Genomic DNA, 19,802 nt, shown 5'->3' with positions numbered 1-19,802 from the left:
AACCGAACACCCATTGGCATCCGTTGCAGTATAGGTGTAATTACCCGCAGCTAGATTTGTTGTAGCGGTTGAACCAAAAGTAATGTTTCCAGTTCCACCGGTAGGTGTGCTTAAAACTACAGCTCCTTTTTCGCCAAAACATTTAGGTTGGGTTGCCGTAGCCGTGAAACTGATTTCAGTTGGCGCCGCATTGATGGTCACTGATTTTTGAACCGAACACCCATTGGCGTCTGTAATGGTTACAGCATAAGTTCCAGCAATAACACCAGAAATATCTTGAGTAGTCGCTCCATTGCTCCATAAGTAACTGTAAGGACTTGTTCCTCCAGAGACAGTTAAGTCAATTGATCCGTTACCCCCGCTACAAAGCACCGTTGTTGTGGTAGCCAAAGCTGATAAAGCAGCGGGTTGTGTTATAGTTGCCACAGCATTTGTAATACAACCTTTGACATCTGTAACTTTTATAGTGTATGCTCCTGCTACAAGACCTGTTGCTATTGCTGTAGTCTGTACGGGAGTGCTATTCCACGAATAGGTATACGGTCCAGTTCCGCCTGATGATGTAGCAGTTGCAGATCCGTTGTTCCCTCCGTTACAAGATATATTTGTTTGTTGAGAAATAGAAGTAACAAGTTTATTAGGAATAAATATAATTTTAGATGTCGTATTAGAAGCGGGTGTTGGAGATCTTGAATCAGTAACAGTTAGGCTGACAGTAACATTTCCTCCAGTGGTAGTGTAATTATGAAGTGGACTTATTGCTGTAGAGGTTGTTCCGTCTCCAAAATTCCATAAATAGGAAAATGGGGCTTTTCCACCATTTGTAGTATTGGAAAATTGTACAGCTACACCGGTATTAGTAGTGCAAGCGACTGAGTAATCATATTGAACGGCTAAAGGAGCGGTAAAAACGGTAGTTGTGCCAAATTCACATTGTGAGTTCGAATACGTTTGACAACCATAAGTTGAGTTTGCATTAAGCTGTGAATCACCATTACCTGGTTTCCAAACTACTAATATATTTGTAAACGACAACGTTTGACCACAAACCCAGTTTATAGGAACAGTTGTCAATTTAATTTTCCCACCAGATGTACCTTTTGTAGATGCTAAAGTTCCAACATATGTATTAATCTGTATAGGGGTACCACCTCCAATGGATAATGTTGCAAATACTCTTGTATTTGGAATGTCATTATTTTGATTTTGGGTATAATTCAACCAGATAGTTACACTGTATGTATCTAAACCAGCTGTACAAGTAGGGTAAATATCCTCTAGGGGAGTCCCATCATTAACAGTAGCACTAAGATAAACATTTTTAGCAGTTATATTGCCGGAAGGACATGAATAATTACATGATCTTAAATCAGGATGATTAGTATCAAATTGTGAATATATATTACCAACAAACATAAATAAAGTCAGTAAAAGAAGGGTAATTTTTGCTTTCATACAATCAAATTTTAATGTATCGTTTGTAATATTTAATTTTAAAATAAGGGATATTTAATTAAATAAAATCAATTTTAAGTATCATCTTATATTTGTTTAAATTGATACTGTTTTGGTGTAAAATCATAATATTATATGCTAAACTAACTAGAATGATTTAATTAGTTTTTTTTTTTCTACCAATTACCTAAATACTCGTTGAAACGACATTTCTTGTTAAAATTAAAATAAAAAAGGCTACTTATTAGCCTTTTATAAGGTGATTTTAATTTCTTTTTTTTTATTCCTGTTTCTTTTAAAGAAAAGTTTAACATTTCAAATCTATATTTTAAATTAATATTAACAAATAAAAATTAGTATAAAATACTTAATCAGTTGATTATCTAAAATTTTAATTATTTTTTTGTAAGACTAATGGTGTTTTTTAACACGAATACTTAAGTTTTTTATAAGATTAATAATCACAAAAGAGTGTTGTTTTTATTATTTGTGTTTGAATAAAAATTAGATTTGAAAAATATTTTGTAATTTGTAATCTTAAATAAATTGATGCAATGCCATTGATGAATAAAATATGTAAGTATGAAAAATTTAATATTAATACGGCATGCAAAATCAAGTTGGGAAGCTCCTTTACATGATAAAGATCGACCGTTGACTCATAAGGGAATGAAAGATGCCCATTTGGTATCTTCTCATGTAAGTGATTTTATTCCTAATTCATATGTGATGTGGAGCAGTACAGCTGAAAGGGCTTTAGAAACAGCACTTATTTTTGCTCAAAATATAGCATATCCAATAGAATCTATTGATTTTAAAGAAGCGCTTTATACTTTTGATGAAAATAAATTAGAGAAAGTTATTAAATCTTGTGATAATGGTATAGAAAGTGTTATTCTTTTCGGACATAACGAGGCTATTACAAATTTTGTTAATAAATTTGGAGATGCTTTTATTAATAATGTTCCTACAGCTGGATTTGTGTCTTTACAATTTGACACAGACAACTGGAATACCATTAAAAAAGGCAAAACAAAAAAAATAATATTTCCCAAAGAATTAAAATAAAAAAAGTGTTAGAACATAAATATATTGATAGAGAAAAAAGTTGGTTAGCATTCAATGCAAGAGTACTTCAAGAAGCTGCAGATGATTCGGTACCGTTATTAGACAGATTACGCTTTTTAGGTATTTTCTCTAACAATCTTGATGAATTTTTTAGGGTTCGATTTGCAGCCATCAGACGATTAAGCCTCTCAGGAATATCTGGAGAGAAATATCTTGGTGGTATTTCGGCACAACAATTAGTGAAAGATATTACCGAAATAGTAATTCAGCAACAATCTGAAAGTCTACGAATTTTAAACATTATTGAAACTAAGCTGGAAACGGAAAACATATTTATTATAAATGAAAGTCAAATTTCCCGCGAGCAGGAGAATTTTTTAAAAGACTTTTTTATTCAAAAATTAAGTCCCGAATTAGTAACCATTATATTAAATGATTTAGCCGAATTCCCGTTATTAAAAGATACTTTAGGATATTTGGCCGTGAAATTGGTTATGAATCATACCTCTGAAGTTCGATATGCCGTTATTGAAATTCCAAAAACAATTAATCGATTTGTTGTTTTGCCTTCTAATACTGAAAAACAGTATGTAATTCTTCTCGATGATGTGATAAGACATAATTTGAAAAGTATCTTTAATATTTTCGATTATCAAAGTGTTTCAGCGCATATGATTAAAATTACTAGAGATGCACAATTAGACATTGATAGTGATTTGAGTAAAAGTATGATAGAAAAAATTTCTACAAGTGTAAAAGATAGAAGAATAGGGGAGCCTGTTCGTTTTATTTATGACCAGTTGATTGAAAAAGACACACTCCAATTTTTCTTAGATAAGATGAAAATTGTTACTACTGACAGTATTATTCCAGGAGGTAGATATCACAACAGACGTGATTATATGAATTTTCCAAATCTTGGCAGATTTGATTTACTGTACCAAACTAATGAACCGCTACCGATTCCTGGATTAAGTCTTGAAGGAAGTATATTAGAAAAAATTAGTACTAAAGATTATCTGTTAAATGCACCTTATCAATCTTTTTCTTATCTCACTAAATTTTTGAGGGAAGCGGCTCTTGATCCAAAAGTAACTTCAATTAAAATTACGTTATACCGATTGGCAAAAAATTCTCAAATTATAAGTTCTCTTATAAATGCGGCCAAAAATGGAAAAAAAGTAACTGTTCAAATCGAATTACAAGCTCGTTTTGATGAAGCTTCTAATATTTCGTATGCAGAGCAAATGAAAACAGAAGGAATTGAACTTATTTTTGGAATAAAAGGACTGAAAGTTCATAGTAAAATATGCGTAATCGAAAGAACCGAAAATGATAAAATCAAACGTTATGGTTTTATTTCTACTGGAAATTTTAATGAATCAACAGCAAAAGTATATACTGATGTGACTCTTTTTACAAGTCACCAACAAATTTTAAAAGACATTACAAAAATTTTCGAATTTTTCGATATTAATTATAGAGTACATCGATATAAACATCTCATCGTTTCTCCTCACTATACCCGTACTCGATTTTACAAGCTGATTGATAGGGAAATTTTGCATGCTTCAGCAGGTAGAAAAACACATATAAAATTAAAAATGAATAGTTTATCCGATTTTAAAATGATTGATAAATTATATGAAGCCAGTAATGCTGGAGTAAAAATTCAACTGGAAATTAGAGGGATTTGCTCTTTGATACCTGGAATCCCTGGGATGAGTGAAAACATAGAAGCAATAAGTATTGTTGATAATTATCTGGAACATTCCCGGATTTATATTTTTGGGAATGCCGGACAAACGGAAGTTTACATTTCTTCAGCTGATTTTATGACTAGAAATTTGGATGGTCGAGTAGAAGTTACTTGTCCTATTTATGATCAGGAAATAAAAAATGAGCTCATAGACAATTTCGATTTAGGTTGGAAAGGAAATGTAAAAGCGAGATATCATTCTTATAAATTAGATAATAAATACAGAGTACGAAATCATAATCCAGTTTTTAGAGCGCAATTGGAAACGTATAAATATTATCGAAATAAAATTGACGTTTTAGAAGAAATTGTTTAAAAAGTGGTTTCATATTTGCTATTGTCCTCGAATAAAATAAGAAACTAAATTCAAATCATAAATTAAGAATGATTAAATTAAAAAAATATGCTGCAATAGACATCGGTTCAAATGCGATGCGTTTATTGGTTGTAAATATTGTTGAGCAAGATGGGAAAGAACCCCAATTCAATAAAAGTTCTCTTGTACGTGTACCGATTCGTTTGGGACAAGATGCTTTTACTGTTGGTGAAATTTCTCAAGAGAATATGGAAAGGATGTGTGACGCCATGAAAGCATTCAATCTATTAATGAAAGTGCATAAAGTAGAACGTTATATGGCATTTGCAACTTCAGCGATGCGAGAAGCCTATAACGGTAAGGAAGTTGTAGCAATGATTAAGAAAAAAGCGGATATCAAAATAGAAATCATTGATGGAAAAAAGGAAGCTGCCATAATTGCTTCTACTGATTTGCATCATTTATTAAAAACAGATCAAACGTATCTTTTTGTTGATGTTGGTGGTGGAAGTACTGAATTCACCTTGTTTTCCAATGGTAAAATGATAAATTCGAGATCATTTAAAGCAGGAACAGTTCGGTTGTTGAATGAGATGGTTTGCGATGTTGTTTGGGATGAAATTGAAAAATGGATAAAGACAAATACTCAAGAATATGATGAAGTTACTTTGATAGGTTCTGGTGGAAATATCAATAAACTCTTCAAGATGTCTGGGAAAATTCAGGAAAAGCCTTTGTCTTATATTTACATGAATTCACAATATGCTTTCTTGAATTCGCTTTCTTACGAACAAAGAATATCAGAATTAGGATTAAATCCAGATCGTGCCGATGTAATTCTCCCAGCGACAAGAATTTATCTAAATGCAATGAAATGGAGTGGAGCAAGAAATATTTATGTGCCTAAAATTGGACTTTCTGATGGTATTGTAAAAGCGATGTATTACGGAAAAATATAAGTTTTAAAATGAATAAAAACAGACTTGAAGCTTTTAGCGATGGTGTTTTGGCTATCATAATTACCATTATGATACTGGAAATAAAAGTTCCGGAAGGAGAGAATTTCAGCGATTTACTATCGCTTTTCCCTAAATTCATAAGCTACATATTGAGTTTTGTTTATGTGGGTATATACTGGAATAATCATCATCACATGTTACAAAGTGTTACTAAAGTAAATGGTAAAATTCTTTGGGCAAATCTTCATTTGTTATTTTGGTTGTCATTAATTCCAGTTTCTACAGGATGGATGGGGGAACATAATTTTGCCAAAGCTACTATTACATTGTATGGAGTAATTCTTTTTTTTGCAGCAATAGCTTTCTGGATACTTCAAAATGTGATAATATCTAGTGAAGGAGAAAATTCTATATTGGCAAAAGCGCTTGGAAAAAATCTTAAAGGAAGTATTTCTAACCTTTTATACCTAAGTGCAATAGTAATTTCCTTTTTTTATGAAATTTTAGCTGCTTCAATTTATATTATAGTGGCAATAATTTGGCTTGTGCCTTATAAAAGAATTGAAAAAGTTATCAATTCTAAAGAGTAATCTAATTCTAATTGCATAAAATTATACGTCTAAATCTAATCCAAATGTTGTTCGTAAGAGTTCAATATTTGGATTTATTTCAAGAAACCTGTTGTATCGGTCTTGGTCATTAAAGTTTCTTTTACTTTCAACACTTTCATTTACAATAACGGTTATGGTAATATCATGATTGTGTAAATGACCTTTCAAATGCCCTAAAAGGCCATTCAATTCTTTTTCAAAATCTAATTTTGAACCTTCATTTGGTAATTCAAGTGTGATGGCTGTTCCATTCAGTTTAGGATCGTTGATAAGTAATAACGATTCCATAATTTTATACCCTTTATCTCCTAAACGTTGTGCATATTTATTCCAATACAATAACATTTCGGTTTCAGTAAAAGATTCTGTTGGCAAATGAGCAACTTCTTTTACTATTCCTTTGTTACTTTCTTCTAATGCTTTTTTGGCACGAATACTAGACAATGAAAAAGCCGAAACTTTTGGTTCATTAGATTGTGGAATGTCAATTTTTACCGTAGGAGTTGGAACTGGAATTGTAGGAGCATTAGTTATAGCTTCCGGTTCTTTTTCTTGAACTGATGCTGCAATAGCAGTGTTTGCAAAACTTTCGACTTTAGCTTTTGAACTTTCTACAATTGAGTAATCGTTATTTCTAAAATAAGTAGGAGGAATTATAAATTGCTCAACTTTTTTTTTTCTCCATCAAAAGTGATAGAGGCAAGTTGCATCAGGCAAAGTTCAACAAGAAGTCGTTGATTTTGACTCAGTTTGTATTTTAAATCACAATCATTTGAAATTTCGATTCCTTTTAAAAGAAAATCTTGACTGCATTTTTGCGCTTGCACGCCATACATTTGTTGTGCTTGTTCCCCAACTTCTAATAAAGATAAAGTAGCAGGTGTTTTAGAAACTAATAAATCTCTAAAATGGGAAGCTAATCCAGATACAAAATGATGTGCATCAAATCCTTTGGCAAGGATTTCATTGAAAGCGATTAATAAATCTGGAATTTTATTTTCCAGAATCAAATCGGTTACATTGATGTATGTTTCGTAATCCAAAACATTCAAATTCTCCGTAACTGCCTGACGTGTTAAATCTTTTCCACAAAAAGAAACTACTCGGTCAAAAATAGATAAAGCATCACGCATCGCTCCATCAGCTTTTTGGGCTATGATATGCAAAGCATCATCTTCGAAATTAACTCCTTGACTGGTAGCCACTTCAGCAAGATGTTCTTTGGCATCTTTTACGGTAATTCTTTTGAAATCAAATATCTGACAACGAGAAAGTATCGTTGGAATAATTTTATGTTTTTCGGTCGTAGCCAATATAAAAATGGCATGTTTTGGCGGTTCTTCCAGTGTTTTTAAGAAAGCATTGAAAGCTGCCGAAGACAACATGTGAACCTCATCAATAATATATACTTTGTATTGTCCCGTTTGTGGTGGAATTCGAACTTGGTCAATTAAATTCCTGATATCATCAACAGAATTATTGGAAGCAGCATCTAATTCGAAAACATTAAAAGCGAAATCCTCATTTGGATCATCGTATCCTGGCTGGTTAATTTTTCGAGCCAGAATACGGGCGCAAGTTGTTTTACCAACTCCACGAGGTCCTGTAAATAAAAGGGCAGAAGCGAGATGATTGCTTTCTATGGCATTCAACAAAGTATTGGTAATGGCTTTTTGTCCTACAACATCTTTAAACGTTTGAGGACGATATTTACGTGCCGATACAACAAATTGTTCCATAGAATTTTTATTCGAAAGCAAATATAGGTTTTAATTTAATGATGGAAAAATTTGCAGCTTGAAAGATTTTATAATTTTTAAAATGGTCTTTAGTTCCAGAATTCCCTAGCCCAGATAGAAGTGAAAATCCTTATGAGCCGGGGTTCGGCGAATAAGATTGTAACGGATAGCTGGAAATAGCTCTTAATTAAATTGTAATTTCGAAAATATCAATATTTCAAAATCTGATTGAATCATTAGTTAAGAAGGGCTCTCGAAGAATTCGAAAGTTTTAAACCTGATAGTGGATATTCAGGTACTCCTTTTTGTTGGATCAATACTTTGAATTTCATTCCCATATCGATCAGTAATCTATAATTAATAAGTGATTCCTGCAGGACTGATGCCAAATCAGTTGGGTTATTATTCAAAGTTAAATTTTGATATTCTTTGATGCCCAGCGCCAATAAAAACTGTGCTTGGTCCACAATCCCACAACAATCCAAGCCGAATTGCGAACCCCAATGCGCTATTGCAGAAAAGTTGATGTGTGTTGTTATGTCTTGTTGCCCGATAAATTGATACGGATTGTCGTTTTTGTGGTGTTTGTAATAGCATAAGAGGGTACCGCAACTTCTACGATTGTTGTATAACTCAGCCGATAAGGAACCATAATCGATGGTAATTACATACCCTTTTTGTAAAGATTGAGAAATTTCTTTGATCCATGATTGGGCTTCCAAATTAATTTCGGTACGAAATCCTTCTGGTAATTGTACATTTAATGCCGTTAAATAATCGGTAAGTTCTTTTTTGGCGGGTTTTAGAATTTCAATGAAATCTTCTTTATAATCTACGAATACTTCCTTAAGTTCGTTTTCCATAATTACCTGATAAACGGAGAAATTATCAATCAATTCATTGGATAAAATACAGCCGTTTATTTCAGGAATATCTTGAATTGAGCTGTACCAACTCACTTTTTCATGCAAGTGTTTCTTTTGAGTTTCCTGCATGGTGGCACTTTTCTCGATAATGCAGTAAGTTAGGTTCTCATACAAAAGGTGATTAGTCTTGAGATAATCTAAAATATCATGACACAATAAACCTGTACCTGCACCATATTCAACAATTTTAAAAGGCTTTTTTTCTAAGTTTTGCCACATTTCTTCTATTTGGCGCGCAATCATAGCTCCAAAAGCGGTAGTAAGATTGGCACTGGTGTAAAAGTCACCATCCGCCCCAATCTTGTTTTGAGTAGAATTATAATATCCCAATTCCGGATAATATAGTGCCGTCTCCATAAAATCCCGAAAAGATAATGGGCCTTCTTTTTTGATTCGTTCTATTATTATTTCGGAAAGCAACATCGGATTTATAAATTAAATCATGAAGTTTTTTAGGTAAAATAACTTACTGGTAGCCTTTTATAAAACTAAAAAAAAAGAGGTCAAAATAAACCGAATTTATTTTTATTTGTTTCTTCCCTTAATGCTGATATCATTCAAAACTCTGGCAGCATCATTCTCGGAATTTGCTGCAAAACCAGCTACAAACACCCCTTTTTTACCAGAACTCGATTTTATACCGTAAACCGTAGCTTCATCATCAGGGTTACTATCTCCTTCATATCGATAGATGTGCTCGATTTCATAGCGATGTGGATTTTTGATAATGTCTTCTTCATGAAGATTAAAATCAAACGTAAATCCCATTTCACTCAAATCGTCTAAAGCTTCAGAAACACTGGCATAATGATATATATTTGACATAATACTAGATTTATGGTTAATGCTTAAAGGTAACTATTTTATTATGAATTCATTGTCAAAGAGTTGTTAAAGTAAATAATCTAAAATCAAAAAACAGAAATTAAATGTTGTAAATTCGCACCGCAGACCGCCTTATCGTCGTTTTGAGCAATCAAAAGGGAGGAAAGTCCGGACACCATAGGGAAGCATAACGGGTAACGCCCGTCGGGTTGAGTAATCAATTCAGGACAAGTGCAACAGAAAGTATGTACAGGTAATGCTGTAGTGAAACCAGGTAAACTCTATGCGGTGAAATATCAAGTATATCAGCATTTAAGGGCTTCTCGTCCGTTGTTGAAGGGTAGATAGCTTGAGTCCCGTAGTAATACGGGATCTAGATAAATGATAAGGCTCCGATTTATCGGGGACAGAATCCGGCTTATAGGTCTGCATTTTTTTATTAAACCATTTAATAAAAGTAAGGATTGTGAAATCTAAAAAGAACCATTAAGAAATTAAGTATTATTAAGTCGCAAGGCTTAATTTTCTAAATTTCTTAATGGTTTAATTTTTTAAATAGCAGGTATGAAAACAAGAATTGGGATTTTAGGTTTGGGTGGAGTAGGTGGTTATTTTGGAGGATTATTAGCCAAAGCTTATTTTGAATCAGATACTATCGAAATCATATTTATTGCTCGTGGTGAAACCCAAAAAACAATAGCCCAAAATGGATTGAAAATTATTTCTGATACTAATCAAGTAATTGTTTTTCCAAATTTAGTTTCTACTAATCCAGAAGAAATTGGTCAACTCGATTACCTTATTTGTGCGACTAAAACTTATGATATCGAATCCAGTTTTGCATCTATGAAAAATTGTATTGTCCAAAACACAATAATTCTACCTTTATATAATGGTGTTGATGCAGCGGAACGGATACAAACACTGTTTCCAGAAAATATGGTTTTGCAGGGCTGTGCCTATATTGTTTCGATGATTATATCTCCGGGAGTTATTAGAAAATTTGGGCATTTTGAAAAACTGTTTTTTGGTTCAAAAATGGCTGCCATTTCTAAATTGAATGCGTTACAAATCGTATTAATAAGTGCTGGAATAGAAAGTTATCTTGCAGAAAGTATCGAAGAAACGGTTTGGGAAAAGTTCATTTTCATTTCCCCATTGGCTTCGGCTACATCCTATTTGAATCAAAATATTGGTGCTATTTTGAATAATCCAGTTAACAAAGCTATTTATATTTCACTGCTAAATGAGATTACTGCTGTCGCTTTCGCAAAAGGATTAGCGTTGCCAAAAGACATTATTGCCCAAACGATTGTCAAATTGGAAAAATCTCCTCAAGATGCCACTTCATCGATGCACAGGGATTTGTTAGCAAATCGGAAAACGGAAGTAGCTTCTTTGACGGAATATGTGGTAAACGAAGGTATAAAATATGGTGTGGCAACACCTACTTATCAAATGATTTTGGAAAAGTTATTAAAATAATACTAATTAGATTATTCTTCATCATCGTTTTGTTCAGATTCATTTTCAGCACCTTCCGTGTCGTTATCAGAGTTTATTTCGAAGAAACTAAAAATAGAACCGCCGTAACTTTTCTGGAACGAAAAATGAATCATGTGGTCCAGTTTGGTATATTTCGAATGTTCGATTACCATCATTCCTTCTTCATTAAGCAATTCTTTTTCGAAAACTAATAAGATAATTTTTTCGAAAGTTTTTTGGTCCAAAGCATAAGGTGGATCCGCAAAAATAATATCATAAGATGTTTTACATCTTTCCAAATAAGTGAAAACATCACTTTTTGTAGCTGCAATATTAAAATCATATTCGGCTGCGACTTGCTTGATGAATTTTACACAACCAAAATCACCATCAACAGATGTGATTGGAGTGCTTCCTCTTGAGGCAAATTCGTAACTGATATTTCCTGTTCCTGCAAATAAATCTAATATTTTAAGTCCTTCAAAACTGAAATGGTTGTTCAAAACATTGAATAATGCTTCTTTAGACATATCGGTAGTGGGACGAACGGGTAACCCTTTTGGTGGAAAAATGCGTCTTCCTTTGTATTTTCCTGAAATGATTCTCATGAGTTGAAAAGTATAAAATGATTTCTGTTTTCGGCCTCAGAAAAATAATTGTTCCATCGCAAATCTTCCACATCTATAAGGGAAACATTGCGAATGTATTTGTAAGCGATTTTGAAATAATCACTTTCGGTATCAATATTTCCGATTAGTTCCAATGGGAAGTTTTCGGGATTTAAATTCAATTGTTCGGCTGAAAATAAAATGTAATACAAGAAATCTTCGGGCGTGTTGTAATCAAAAGAATTGAAAAGTAATAATTTTTGGTTTTGAACCACAATGATTTCAAAGTGACCAGAATTGATGTGAATGAACATCTTTTTATCATCTTTATTTTTGGATGCAACTAAAAGTTTCGAAACCAAAATACTATTGGCATGTTGGTACTCGAAAGAACCAAATTGGTCAATAAAAAAATTATTGATATTCACATACGGAATATAAACTGAATTCATCTGATAGTTTGGAATTTCATCGAAATCGAAAAAGTCGGTTTCAAAAACTTTGGTATTGTATTGTAAATAACTGCCCAAAAAGTTCTCGTCAAAAAGAGCTGTGGGAACAAATGTGGAAAGGTTGTTATTGTGAATCACCAGAATTTCGTCATACGAATCCTTTAATTCCGGATAATCCCGAAATGCATCACCAAATAATTCTTCAATTTTTGTAGCTTTATGAAAGGTATCAAAATGCACTTCGCTAAATGAAGTTACCGTGTTGTTTAGCGTGTCAAAACAACAAAAAGAAAGTCCAGTCAAGGAAACTTGAATGGACAGTTTTTTATATTTTTTTTCGGTGATGTTCGTATTTTGTATTGACATAATTTGATTTTCAATCCATTTCTACCTTATATATAGTACAAGAATTAAATGCGGTCACAAACTTACAATTTTTTTTGATTCTAATGCCCATTTATGCAATTGCCTCGATTTTCATACTTATATTTGATGTTCATTTATAGTAATCAACTTCACATGAATTCCTCCTTGTTTTACAGTCTTTTACAGAGAAAATTTCCTTTTCAGCCCACTTATAAACAAGATATTTTTTTTCAAAAAATTGCTATTTTTTTAACTGAAGCCGATAATAAGACTATTTTCGTTTTAAAAGGATATGCAGGAACTGGAAAAACAACCGTTATTTCTACGATTGTAAATAGTTTATTGGACATCAATAAAAAATATGTCTTGCTGGCGCCAACAGGTCGCGCGGCAAAAGTGATTGCCAATTATTCGAACAAACCTGCTTTTACGATTCATAAAAAAATCTACTTTCCCAAGAAATCTTCCGGTGGGGGCGTTTCATTTACGTTGCAACAAAACAAACACAAGAATACGATTTTCATAGTTGATGAAGCTTCGATGATTTCGGATACCAATTCCGATTCTAAGTTATATGAAAATGGTTCGTTGCTTGATGATTTGATTTCGTATGTATATTCGGGAACGAATTGCAAGATGATTTTATTGGGTGATACCGCTCAGTTGCCTCCTGTGAATTTGGATATCAGCCCCGCTTTGGACATTCGCACTTTAGGAATGAATTATGATAAGGAAGTAGAACATATCGAATTGGATGAAGTGATGCGTCAGGAAGAAAATTCCGGGATTTTGCATAATGCAACCGAACTTCGGGAATTATTGAAAGATTCATTTATAGATGAATTCAAATTTGATGTCAAGAAATTTAAAGATATTGTTCGGTTGACTGATGGGTATGATATTCAGGATGCCATCAATTCCGCCTACAGTAATTATAGTATAGAAGACACCGCTTTTATTGTTCGTTCCAATAAAAGGGCGAATCAATATAATGAGCAAATCAGAACCAAAATTCTCGACAAAGAAAGCGAACTATCAACCGGAGATTTCTTGATGGTGGTGAAAAATAATTATTTTTGGTTGAAAGATTCTGATGAAGCGGGTTTTATTGCCAATGGTGATATTATCGAAATATTAGAAATTTTCAATATCAAAGAATTGTATGGTTTTAAGTTTGCCAAAGTAAAAATTCGAATGATTGATTACCCCAATCAGATTCCATTTGAAACCGTATTGTTAATGGACACCATAAAAAGTGAATCGCCGTCTTTAACGTTTGAAGAATCCAACCGATTGTATCAGGAAGTATTGAAAGATTACGAAGGTGAAACCAAATTCCAAAAATTCCAAAAGGTAAAAGCCAACGAATATTTTAATGGCTTGCAAGTGAAATTCTCGTATGCAATTACATGTCATAAATCACAAGGTGGACAATGGAATACCGTTTTTATAGAACAACCGTATTTACCGGATGGAATCAATAGAGATTACATTCGGTGGTTGTACACTGCAATGACTCGAGCAAAAAATAAATTATATTTGATAGGATTTAAGGATGAGAATTTTGTGGAGTAAAATAAACACAGATTTCATAGATTGACACAGATTCCTGTCTTATCAAATTTAAAATCTGTGCTAATTTGTGAAATCGGTGTTAGACTTTAAAAATAATTTGTATGAATACACTAAACGACTTGCATAAAATTTCAGGTTCTTTTTCGAATACCGAAAAAATGCCGGTGCTGTTTCTAGGGCACGGAAGTCCGATGAACGCGATTGAAGAAAATCAGTTTGTGACGGGTTTTCGAAACTTGGCTAAAACGTTACCACAACCGAATGCCATTTTGTGTATTTCGGCGCATTGGTTTACCAAAGGGACAAAGGTTACCGCAATGGAAATGCCAAGAACGATTCATGACTTTGGAGGTTTTCCGCAAGCGTTGTTCGACGTGCAATATCCAGCAAAAGGAAGTCCGGAATTAGCGATAGAAACCAAACAATTGTTGACACCGGTAGAAGTAGAGCTGGACGAGCATTGGGGTTTGGATCACGGTGCTTGGAGTGTCATCAAACATTTATATCCCGAAGCGAATGTTCCCGTAATTCAGTTGAGTATTGATTATACAAAATCCGGGCAATACCATTTTGAGTTGGCTCAAAAACTAAGTGCGTTGCGTACCAAAGGAATCCTGATTGTAGGCAGCGGAAATATTGTGCATAATTTAAGGTTGGTAGATTTTCACAATTTCGATAAAGACAATTACGGTTACGATTGGGCAATTGAAGCCAGGGAAACCGTAAACAATTATTTACTCGACGGGAATTTTCAACCGTTAATTGATTTTGAAAAACAAAGCAAAGCGTTTCAATTAGCGATTCCTACACCGGAACATTATTTGCCTTTACTATATACCTTGGGATTAAAAGGAAAATCCGAACAACTGAGTTTATTTAATGATAAATTATTGGCGGGTTCTTTAAGTATGACCTCTGTGAAGATAATGTAGATTTACTTATTTTTTTTTTGAAGTACAAACTTAAGCGTATCCACAAAAGCTCCATCAACACCATTATCGATTTCAAAATTCTGGTAGGAGGGATCTGCCATTATTTGTAAATTTTCTAATTGAAGTGAGTCTATTTTTGCAACATACTGCCCTGATTTTAAACCTAAGAAACTAAAATAGCCATCAGGTTCCGAAAGAATATGGGTGATAAATGTACCGTTCAGGTCATAAATAGTGACTTTTAAGCCACCAATTCCAGAAAGTTGCTGCTTTTCTTTTTGATACACCATTCCAGAGACTTCTCCCACAACTACAACAGGAATTTCAATTATTTTTAATTGATTGGGATTTAAAGTACAATTTAAAGTTTTGTTTTTTATGCGCCAAGCAATGGAATTAACCTTGTTGGTATTAAGTTCTACATAATTTTTAACATAGGGTTCGATACCAGTTACAATGGTGGTTCCGTCTGGATTAATGAGCTGACGATCACCACCAATTAATACAACTTTAACTCCTTTTACCAAAGGTTCTTCAGCATCTCTTTTTCCATTTCTATTGATGTCTAAAAATGGAATAAATTTTATACTTCCTCTACCCACACTTATTCGGTTATTAAAACTTACAAAATCAGATTGGGGTTCAAAGATTATACTTCCGGCAGCAGATTGCGAAAAAGAAGCACTATTTTTATAAAAAATACTAGAAAATCCGGTATTGATACGATCGAAATTATGCGTGAAACTAATTTGAAAACTACTATTTTGATTCTTAAAATTATAATCTAAAGAGGCTTGTATATAGCCTTTTTTAAAAATTGGTTTTCTCAATTGTGTTTGCAATGTGGTCATGGCATCAGCATCATATCCGTACCGCAATTGTGGTACAAGGACAAATTTTTCAGGAAGTTGTAAGGATATAGAAATATTACTGTATACTAATGGTTTGTGCGTTTCGGTAAAAAAGGCATTGGTCGTAAAATTAAAATTAAACCCAAATGAATTTCCCGAAAGCAAAAATTCGGAAGTGGTAAATTTTGTGGTATTAAACAGGTTTTGTTGAATTGTAAATCGGGAATTCCCTGAAAAGAAAGGACCGCGTATCGGCATCGAAATACTTGCTTTCCGAATTTCAGAATAATTGAATCGAATGGCTTGTTGGTTCTTGTCGTATTTGCTATAATCAAAGTCAAATCGAAGGTTTTTCGCAGTCGTATAGTTCAAATTTATTTCATAAAGAACTTTAGCATGATAACTCCCCAAAAGAAATAATTGGGAAGCCAATCGAATGGAAGAATTTAAAAAGGGAATAATTTTATTAGATTCAAAAGAGGAAATATATTCCGCTCCAGCGCCCAAAGTAATATGATTGGAAAGACCATAATTTGCTTTTGCACTACTAAAAACACTACCTTCTCCATCCTCAATAATCCCGGAACTAATTGTATATTCGATTTCCTTTTTTGGAAGAAAAAGAGCAGGAACTACAAATTGATTGCTAAAAAATTGCTCTTCTCCCCAAGGTCCATAATATCTTAGAGTAACTTCGGTTCGTCCGTACATTAGAGGAACGTTAAACGAAAAAAAACCGTTTGTGTCCGCCTGGAGATAATCGATTAATACATTATTGATGTAAAGTTCAACCATCCAATTGGCTTGGGTATGTTCGCTCAAAATATAGGTGCCGAAAGATTTTCGGATTCGAGTAGAGGCATTCGATAGCTGTACTCCGATAATAGGAAACAAAATTGTCGCTTTAGAAGGAGCTGAAATTTTCCCTAGTGTAAGTTGCTTAATATATTTGTTTTCATTATTCACATACCGCCATCGATAAAACTGGTTTTTAGCTACAATGGCCTGGTTGCTGGTATAATTTAGGGAAGTGGTCAGTTCGCCTCCAGCTACAATACTGCCTAAATTGAGGAGCATTCTTTCTGAATGACTTCCTCCTGATTGCTGGATTGAATTAAAGGCCCAATTTGCTGTCCCAAAATGAAGTAGTGGTTTGTCTCGTACTACTGTCGTATCTGCTATAAATTCCAATTTCATTTTGTTTAAATTATCTCGCATACTTTGTAAACGAGCTTCTCTAATAGCAGGAAGTTCGAGTTTTGAAGACAGGTTAACTGATAAACTTCTAAAGCTGAAGCTGTTTTCCAGATTAAATACTTCATTAAAATAAGAAGCTTTCAAGAATAAATTGGTAGTGGTAGAAATTAAATCATCAGATTTTAAACTAAAGACCTGTTCCTTGTAGGTAATCTTGTTGGTGCTTTGGTCAATTTTGAAGGTATTCTTTTGATTGATAAAAAATCCATCAATAACGCTAAAATTAGAATTTGGATTATTTTTTATTTTTATAAAATCGAATACTTCAGATACCGAAAGATAGACTTCGGATTTGCATATTATAGAGGAAATTTCGCTATCTCCAATATATTTGACTTTGAGTAGTACTAAGACTTCATCACACTCTTTCTCTTGTGCCGCACCAGAAAAGGATATCGTGCAGAACAATAAAAGGTACAGGATAAAAGACAGTTTAGTCATGTAGAGCGTAGAGATAGCAAGTACTTTTGCTAAAGAAAGTTAATTTTTAAGAATGAGTTGTGGTTTGGCACAGTAGGAGGTTTTAATCAAAAATCTTGATACGATGTAATTACTCAATACTTTAACCAAATTGTTAAGTAGTAGGATTTTTGCCTGACTGGTTGCAAACCAATGTCGTTAATGAGTTGTCCCTTATGTAATTAATCAGAATTTGTTTGTTCATAAGTGTTTTCAATTCGAATTTTAACCAAAAAAGCCGTCAAAGTTCTTGTGAAGGTGTCCAGTTCAGTGACTGAATCTTTTAAATAAATACATATATTTGATAACTCTTCTTTAGATATATTTTGAGAATCCACATGATTAATCAGACCTTGGATTCTGCATATAGGACTTCGAACTTGATGGGATACTTTAAAGAGTATCTGAGTAATGGAATTTAGGTGTTTCTCTTTTTCTGTATCTTTTTGTTTCCTTATGTCTTTGTATCGAAGAATAATAAAGTAAGATATCCAGATAGTAAGAATTGACAAGGATCTGTCAGTAAAAATACTATAATGCAACTCGGCATTATAATAAATGGCTGTGTCAATTATAGTTAATGTAGTCGATAGGATAGCAAATCTAATTATTTTATTTTTGCTTAATGTATAGGAAATAATTAAAGGAACTATATACAAAATTGCAATTGCTGCACCTGGAGGAACTATCAAGTCTATTATGAAGATAAGTAGGATTAAACAAATGATAAAATATTTCTTCATTTTTAATTTTTTAATATTATTCAATAGTCTATCAATTTAAAGGTTACGTATTTTTGATTTTTTTCGCTTGCAATCTAACCTTTGGATTGCTATATTTTATACAATGTAAAGGGAGAACCCTTTTTATTAATACTTCCCTAGTGCTACATGTAATTTTCTCTCAAAAATTACTCGAACCGACGAAAATTATCATTAAAAACTAATTACACCCAACGAGTTTAATTGCTAATTTTTAAACGTGATTTCATAAAAATCGAAAAGAATAACAAAAGAAGGATTCTTATTTGGTGCCATTAATAACCATATCAAGTGCATAATCTTTTCTAGCTGACAAATCCAAGAATGACTCGGCGTAAACAGTCACTTGATTTAGAGTGTAATAAATAACCTGTAGTTTCCCTTTGGAAAAATCGATACTGGGAATACTATTTAGTTTAATTTTGGTTTTGCGCAAATTTCCCGGAGCATATACTGCAAAGCCTTTTATTAGACCTACATTAGTGCTAATTCCCTCTGGAGAAATATAATTGACATTTAGTTCCCCATAAGCCGATTGATTGCCTGAGCGGTTAATATCCAAGTACAAATCCTGGGAGGGCAACAACGCCAAATTAGATAGGGTCACTGTTGTAGTAACTGGTCCTATCGTAATAATATTTGCAATTGATATTCCATAAACAGGTGTTAATTGAATGTTTAAAACTTTTTGTTTGAGTGTATCCTTTACGGCTGTTTCGTTTTCTAAAAGTTCCGTTTTAGGAACCGCACGGAAATAAAGATGGGAGCGGTATTCGCCTTCTTTTAATTCGCTGGTTTTGATGAGTTGAATTTTTATTACTTGTGATTCATTGGGCGCCAAAGTGATGACTCGGGGATAAAAACGAAGATATGGAGAGGCGAAATTTTGATTATCTTCTGGTTCTTCTATCGTATTAAATTTACCATCTTCATCCATTTGAATCTGATTGTAGGACAATCTATACGTTGTAGTATCCTTCCCAGTATTGGATAAATTAACATTTTGAACTCGGCTTTGAATTCCGTCAAAGAGAATGCGTTTTGGGAATACCATTAAATCGCCTTGCGCCAGTAATGGAAACGAAAAAATTAATAAAAGGACTATAATAAGAACACTTTTTTTAGTCATGAGAATATTTATTTTATAGTATTTTACCTTTCTATGGAAAGCGACCTTAAATTATTTAAAAAGGTGCTCATTCCTAGAGGCCGCTAAAAAAGTCTTTAAAGAATTAGATTTCATTAAAAGAGTAGAAAATAAGATTTTCTACTCTTTTAATGAAATCTTGAAAATGAGATTTTTTAAATAAAAATCTCATTTTGCTTAGTTGTCAAAAATATCTAATTTTACTAAAAAGAGATACTTTTTCAATACCGTCCATTTCTAAGTACCCTCTT

Annotated in this window: 18 protein-coding genes and 1 other RNA gene; 9 read left to right on the top strand and 10 right to left on the bottom strand. The window is 33.0% G+C overall.

The window, feature by feature from the left end; translation table 11 throughout:
• Nucleotides 1-1,455 (bottom strand): PKD domain-containing protein (locus ACNQGG_RS06795; protein ID WP_417962410.1); only part of this gene is annotated, 1,455 nt, incomplete at its 3' end.
• Between the two features lie 582 nt (nt 1,456-2,037).
• On the opposite strand from ACNQGG_RS06795, the gene ACNQGG_RS06790 reads away from it, so the two are divergent.
• The 4 genes from ACNQGG_RS06790 (at nt 2,038) to ACNQGG_RS06775 (ending at nt 6,147) form a co-directional block, all read left to right on the top strand.
• Nucleotides 2,038-2,523: a SixA phosphatase family protein gene (locus ACNQGG_RS06790; protein ID WP_417962408.1), complete on the top strand. Its 486-nt coding sequence runs from the start codon at nt 2,038-2,040 to the stop codon at nt 2,521-2,523.
• Nucleotides 2,524-2,528: 5 nt separating this feature from the next.
• Nucleotides 2,529-4,598 (top strand): polyphosphate kinase 1, encoded by a 2,070-nt coding sequence (gene ppk1 / locus ACNQGG_RS06785; protein WP_416858726.1) that lies wholly within the window; start codon nt 2,529-2,531, stop codon nt 4,596-4,598.
• 68 nt (nt 4,599-4,666) lie between these two features.
• The gene (locus ACNQGG_RS06780) at nt 4,667-5,557 is read left to right on the top strand and encodes a Ppx/GppA phosphatase family protein (protein WP_417962406.1); all 891 of its coding nucleotides are present in this window, start codon (nt 4,667-4,669) and stop codon (nt 5,555-5,557) included.
• Nucleotides 5,558-5,565: 8 nt separating this feature from the next.
• Complete coding sequence (locus tag ACNQGG_RS06775) at nt 5,566-6,147, top strand: TMEM175 family protein (protein ID WP_417962404.1); 582 nt, start codon at nt 5,566-5,568, stop codon at nt 6,145-6,147.
• Nucleotides 6,148-6,168: 21 nt separating this feature from the next.
• Here the strand turns inward: ACNQGG_RS06775 and ACNQGG_RS06770 are convergent, their stop codons facing one another.
• Nucleotides 6,169-6,612, bottom strand: coding sequence for a DNA polymerase III subunit gamma/tau (locus ACNQGG_RS06770; RefSeq protein WP_417962402.1), 444 nt, complete (start codon nt 6,610-6,612; stop codon nt 6,169-6,171).
• Here ACNQGG_RS06770 and ACNQGG_RS06765 point away from each other — a divergent pair.
• The gene (locus tag ACNQGG_RS06765) at nt 6,593-6,724 is read left to right on the top strand and encodes a hypothetical protein (protein ID WP_417962400.1); all 132 of its coding nucleotides are present in this window, start codon (nt 6,593-6,595) and stop codon (nt 6,722-6,724) included. The genes ACNQGG_RS06770 and ACNQGG_RS06765 overlap by 20 nt on opposite strands.
• Nucleotides 6,725-6,821: 97 nt before the next feature.
• On the opposite strand, the gene dnaX is transcribed toward ACNQGG_RS06765, so the two are convergent.
• From dnaX to ACNQGG_RS06750, 3 genes are all read right to left on the bottom strand, one after another.
• Nucleotides 6,822-7,907: a DNA polymerase III subunit gamma/tau gene (gene dnaX, locus ACNQGG_RS06760; protein WP_417962397.1), complete on the bottom strand. Its 1,086-nt coding sequence runs from the start codon at nt 7,905-7,907 to the stop codon at nt 6,822-6,824.
• Nucleotides 7,908-8,143: 236 nt separating this feature from the next.
• Nucleotides 8,144-9,256 (bottom strand): class I SAM-dependent methyltransferase, encoded by a 1,113-nt coding sequence (locus ACNQGG_RS06755; RefSeq protein WP_417962395.1) that lies wholly within the window; start codon nt 9,254-9,256, stop codon nt 8,144-8,146.
• Nucleotides 9,257-9,358: 102 nt separating this feature from the next.
• The gene (locus ACNQGG_RS06750) at nt 9,359-9,658 is read right to left on the bottom strand and encodes a hypothetical protein (protein ID WP_417962393.1); all 300 of its coding nucleotides are present in this window, start codon (nt 9,656-9,658) and stop codon (nt 9,359-9,361) included.
• Between the two features lie 119 nt (nt 9,659-9,777).
• Between ACNQGG_RS06750 and rnpB the strand changes: the two genes are divergently transcribed.
• Both rnpB and ACNQGG_RS06740 read left to right on the top strand, forming a co-directional pair.
• An RNA gene (rnpB, locus tag ACNQGG_RS06745) (RNase P RNA component class A) lies at nt 9,778-10,095 on the top strand.
• 127 nt (nt 10,096-10,222) lie between these two features.
• Nucleotides 10,223-11,143, top strand: coding sequence for a ketopantoate reductase family protein (locus ACNQGG_RS06740; RefSeq protein ID WP_417962391.1), 921 nt, complete (start codon nt 10,223-10,225; stop codon nt 11,141-11,143).
• An 11-nt stretch (nt 11,144-11,154) separates the two neighbouring features.
• Here ACNQGG_RS06740 and ACNQGG_RS06735 read toward each other — a convergent pair whose 3' ends face one another.
• Nucleotides 11,155-11,751 carry an RsmD family RNA methyltransferase gene (locus tag ACNQGG_RS06735; RefSeq protein ID WP_417962389.1) on the bottom strand — a complete coding sequence of 199 codons (597 nt, stop codon included), beginning with the start codon at nt 11,749-11,751 and terminating at the stop codon, nt 11,155-11,157.
• Nucleotides 11,748-12,569 (bottom strand): DUF3822 family protein, encoded by an 822-nt coding sequence (locus ACNQGG_RS06730; protein WP_417962386.1) that lies wholly within the window; start codon nt 12,567-12,569, stop codon nt 11,748-11,750. Before ACNQGG_RS06730 ends, ACNQGG_RS06735 begins: the two co-directional genes overlap by 4 nt.
• A 153-nt stretch (nt 12,570-12,722) precedes the next feature.
• Here ACNQGG_RS06730 and ACNQGG_RS06725 point away from each other — a divergent pair, with 153 nt between their 5' ends.
• Both ACNQGG_RS06725 and ygiD read left to right on the top strand, forming a co-directional pair.
• Entirely contained in the window at nt 12,723-14,144 is a 1,422-nt protein-coding gene (locus tag ACNQGG_RS06725) for an ATP-dependent DNA helicase (RefSeq protein WP_417962384.1), read from the top strand.
• A gap of 101 nt (nt 14,145-14,245) precedes the next feature.
• On the top strand, nt 14,246-15,076 hold the full coding sequence (gene ygiD / locus ACNQGG_RS06720; RefSeq protein WP_417962382.1) for a 4,5-DOPA-extradiol-dioxygenase: 831 nt from the start codon (nt 14,246-14,248) through the stop codon (nt 15,074-15,076).
• Between the two features lie 2 nt (nt 15,077-15,078).
• Here the strand turns inward: ygiD and ACNQGG_RS06715 are convergent, their stop codons facing one another.
• From ACNQGG_RS06715 to ACNQGG_RS06705, 3 genes are all read right to left on the bottom strand, one after another.
• Nucleotides 15,079-17,625, bottom strand: a complete 2,547-nt coding sequence (locus ACNQGG_RS06715) for a hypothetical protein (protein WP_417962380.1) — start codon at nt 17,623-17,625, stop codon at nt 15,079-15,081.
• Nucleotides 17,626-17,825: 200 nt separating this feature from the next.
• Entirely contained in the window at nt 17,826-18,410 is a 585-nt protein-coding gene (locus ACNQGG_RS06710; protein WP_417962378.1) for a hypothetical protein, read from the bottom strand.
• 256 nt (nt 18,411-18,666) lie between these two features.
• Entirely contained in the window at nt 18,667-19,533 is an 867-nt protein-coding gene (locus ACNQGG_RS06705; RefSeq protein ID WP_417962376.1) for a fimbrial biogenesis chaperone, read from the bottom strand.
• Nucleotides 19,534-19,802 lie beyond the last annotated feature (269 nt).

The organism is Flavobacterium esculini (assembly GCF_048284325.1).
Classification (GTDB): domain Bacteria; phylum Bacteroidota; class Bacteroidia; order Flavobacteriales; family Flavobacteriaceae; genus Flavobacterium.
This window is presented reverse-complemented; position numbering and strand designations above follow the sequence as displayed.

Excerpts from the sequence above, each read along its gene's own strand:
- ACNQGG_RS06790 (WP_417962408.1), top strand. The coding sequence starts at position 2,038 with ATGAAAAATTTAATATTAATACGGCATGCAAAATCAAGTTGGGAAGCT.
- ACNQGG_RS06780 (WP_417962406.1), top strand. The coding sequence starts at position 4,667 with ATGATTAAATTAAAAAAATATGCTGCAATAGACATCGGTTCAAATGCG.
- ACNQGG_RS06775 (WP_417962404.1), top strand. The coding sequence starts at position 5,566 with ATGAATAAAAACAGACTTGAAGCTTTTAGCGATGGTGTTTTGGCTATC.
- dnaX (WP_417962397.1), bottom strand. The coding sequence starts at position 7,907 with ATGGAACAATTTGTTGTATCGGCACGTAAATATCGTCCTCAAACGTTT.
- ACNQGG_RS06755 (WP_417962395.1), bottom strand. The coding sequence starts at position 9,256 with ATGTTGCTTTCCGAAATAATAATAGAACGAATCAAAAAAGAAGGCCCA.
- ACNQGG_RS06750 (WP_417962393.1), bottom strand. The coding sequence starts at position 9,658 with ATGTCAAATATATATCATTATGCCAGTGTTTCTGAAGCTTTAGACGAT.
- ACNQGG_RS06740 (WP_417962391.1), top strand. The coding sequence starts at position 10,223 with ATGAAAACAAGAATTGGGATTTTAGGTTTGGGTGGAGTAGGTGGTTAT.
- ACNQGG_RS06735 (WP_417962389.1), bottom strand. The coding sequence starts at position 11,751 with ATGAGAATCATTTCAGGAAAATACAAAGGAAGACGCATTTTTCCACCA.
- ACNQGG_RS06730 (WP_417962386.1), bottom strand. The coding sequence starts at position 12,569 with ATGTCAATACAAAATACGAACATCACCGAAAAAAAATATAAAAAACTG.
- ACNQGG_RS06725 (WP_417962384.1), top strand. The coding sequence starts at position 12,723 with ATGAATTCCTCCTTGTTTTACAGTCTTTTACAGAGAAAATTTCCTTTT.
- ygiD (WP_417962382.1), top strand. The coding sequence starts at position 14,246 with ATGAATACACTAAACGACTTGCATAAAATTTCAGGTTCTTTTTCGAAT.
- ACNQGG_RS06715 (WP_417962380.1), bottom strand. The coding sequence starts at position 17,625 with ATGACTAAACTGTCTTTTATCCTGTACCTTTTATTGTTCTGCACGATA.
- ACNQGG_RS06705 (WP_417962376.1), bottom strand. The coding sequence starts at position 19,533 with ATGACTAAAAAAAGTGTTCTTATTATAGTCCTTTTATTAATTTTTTCG.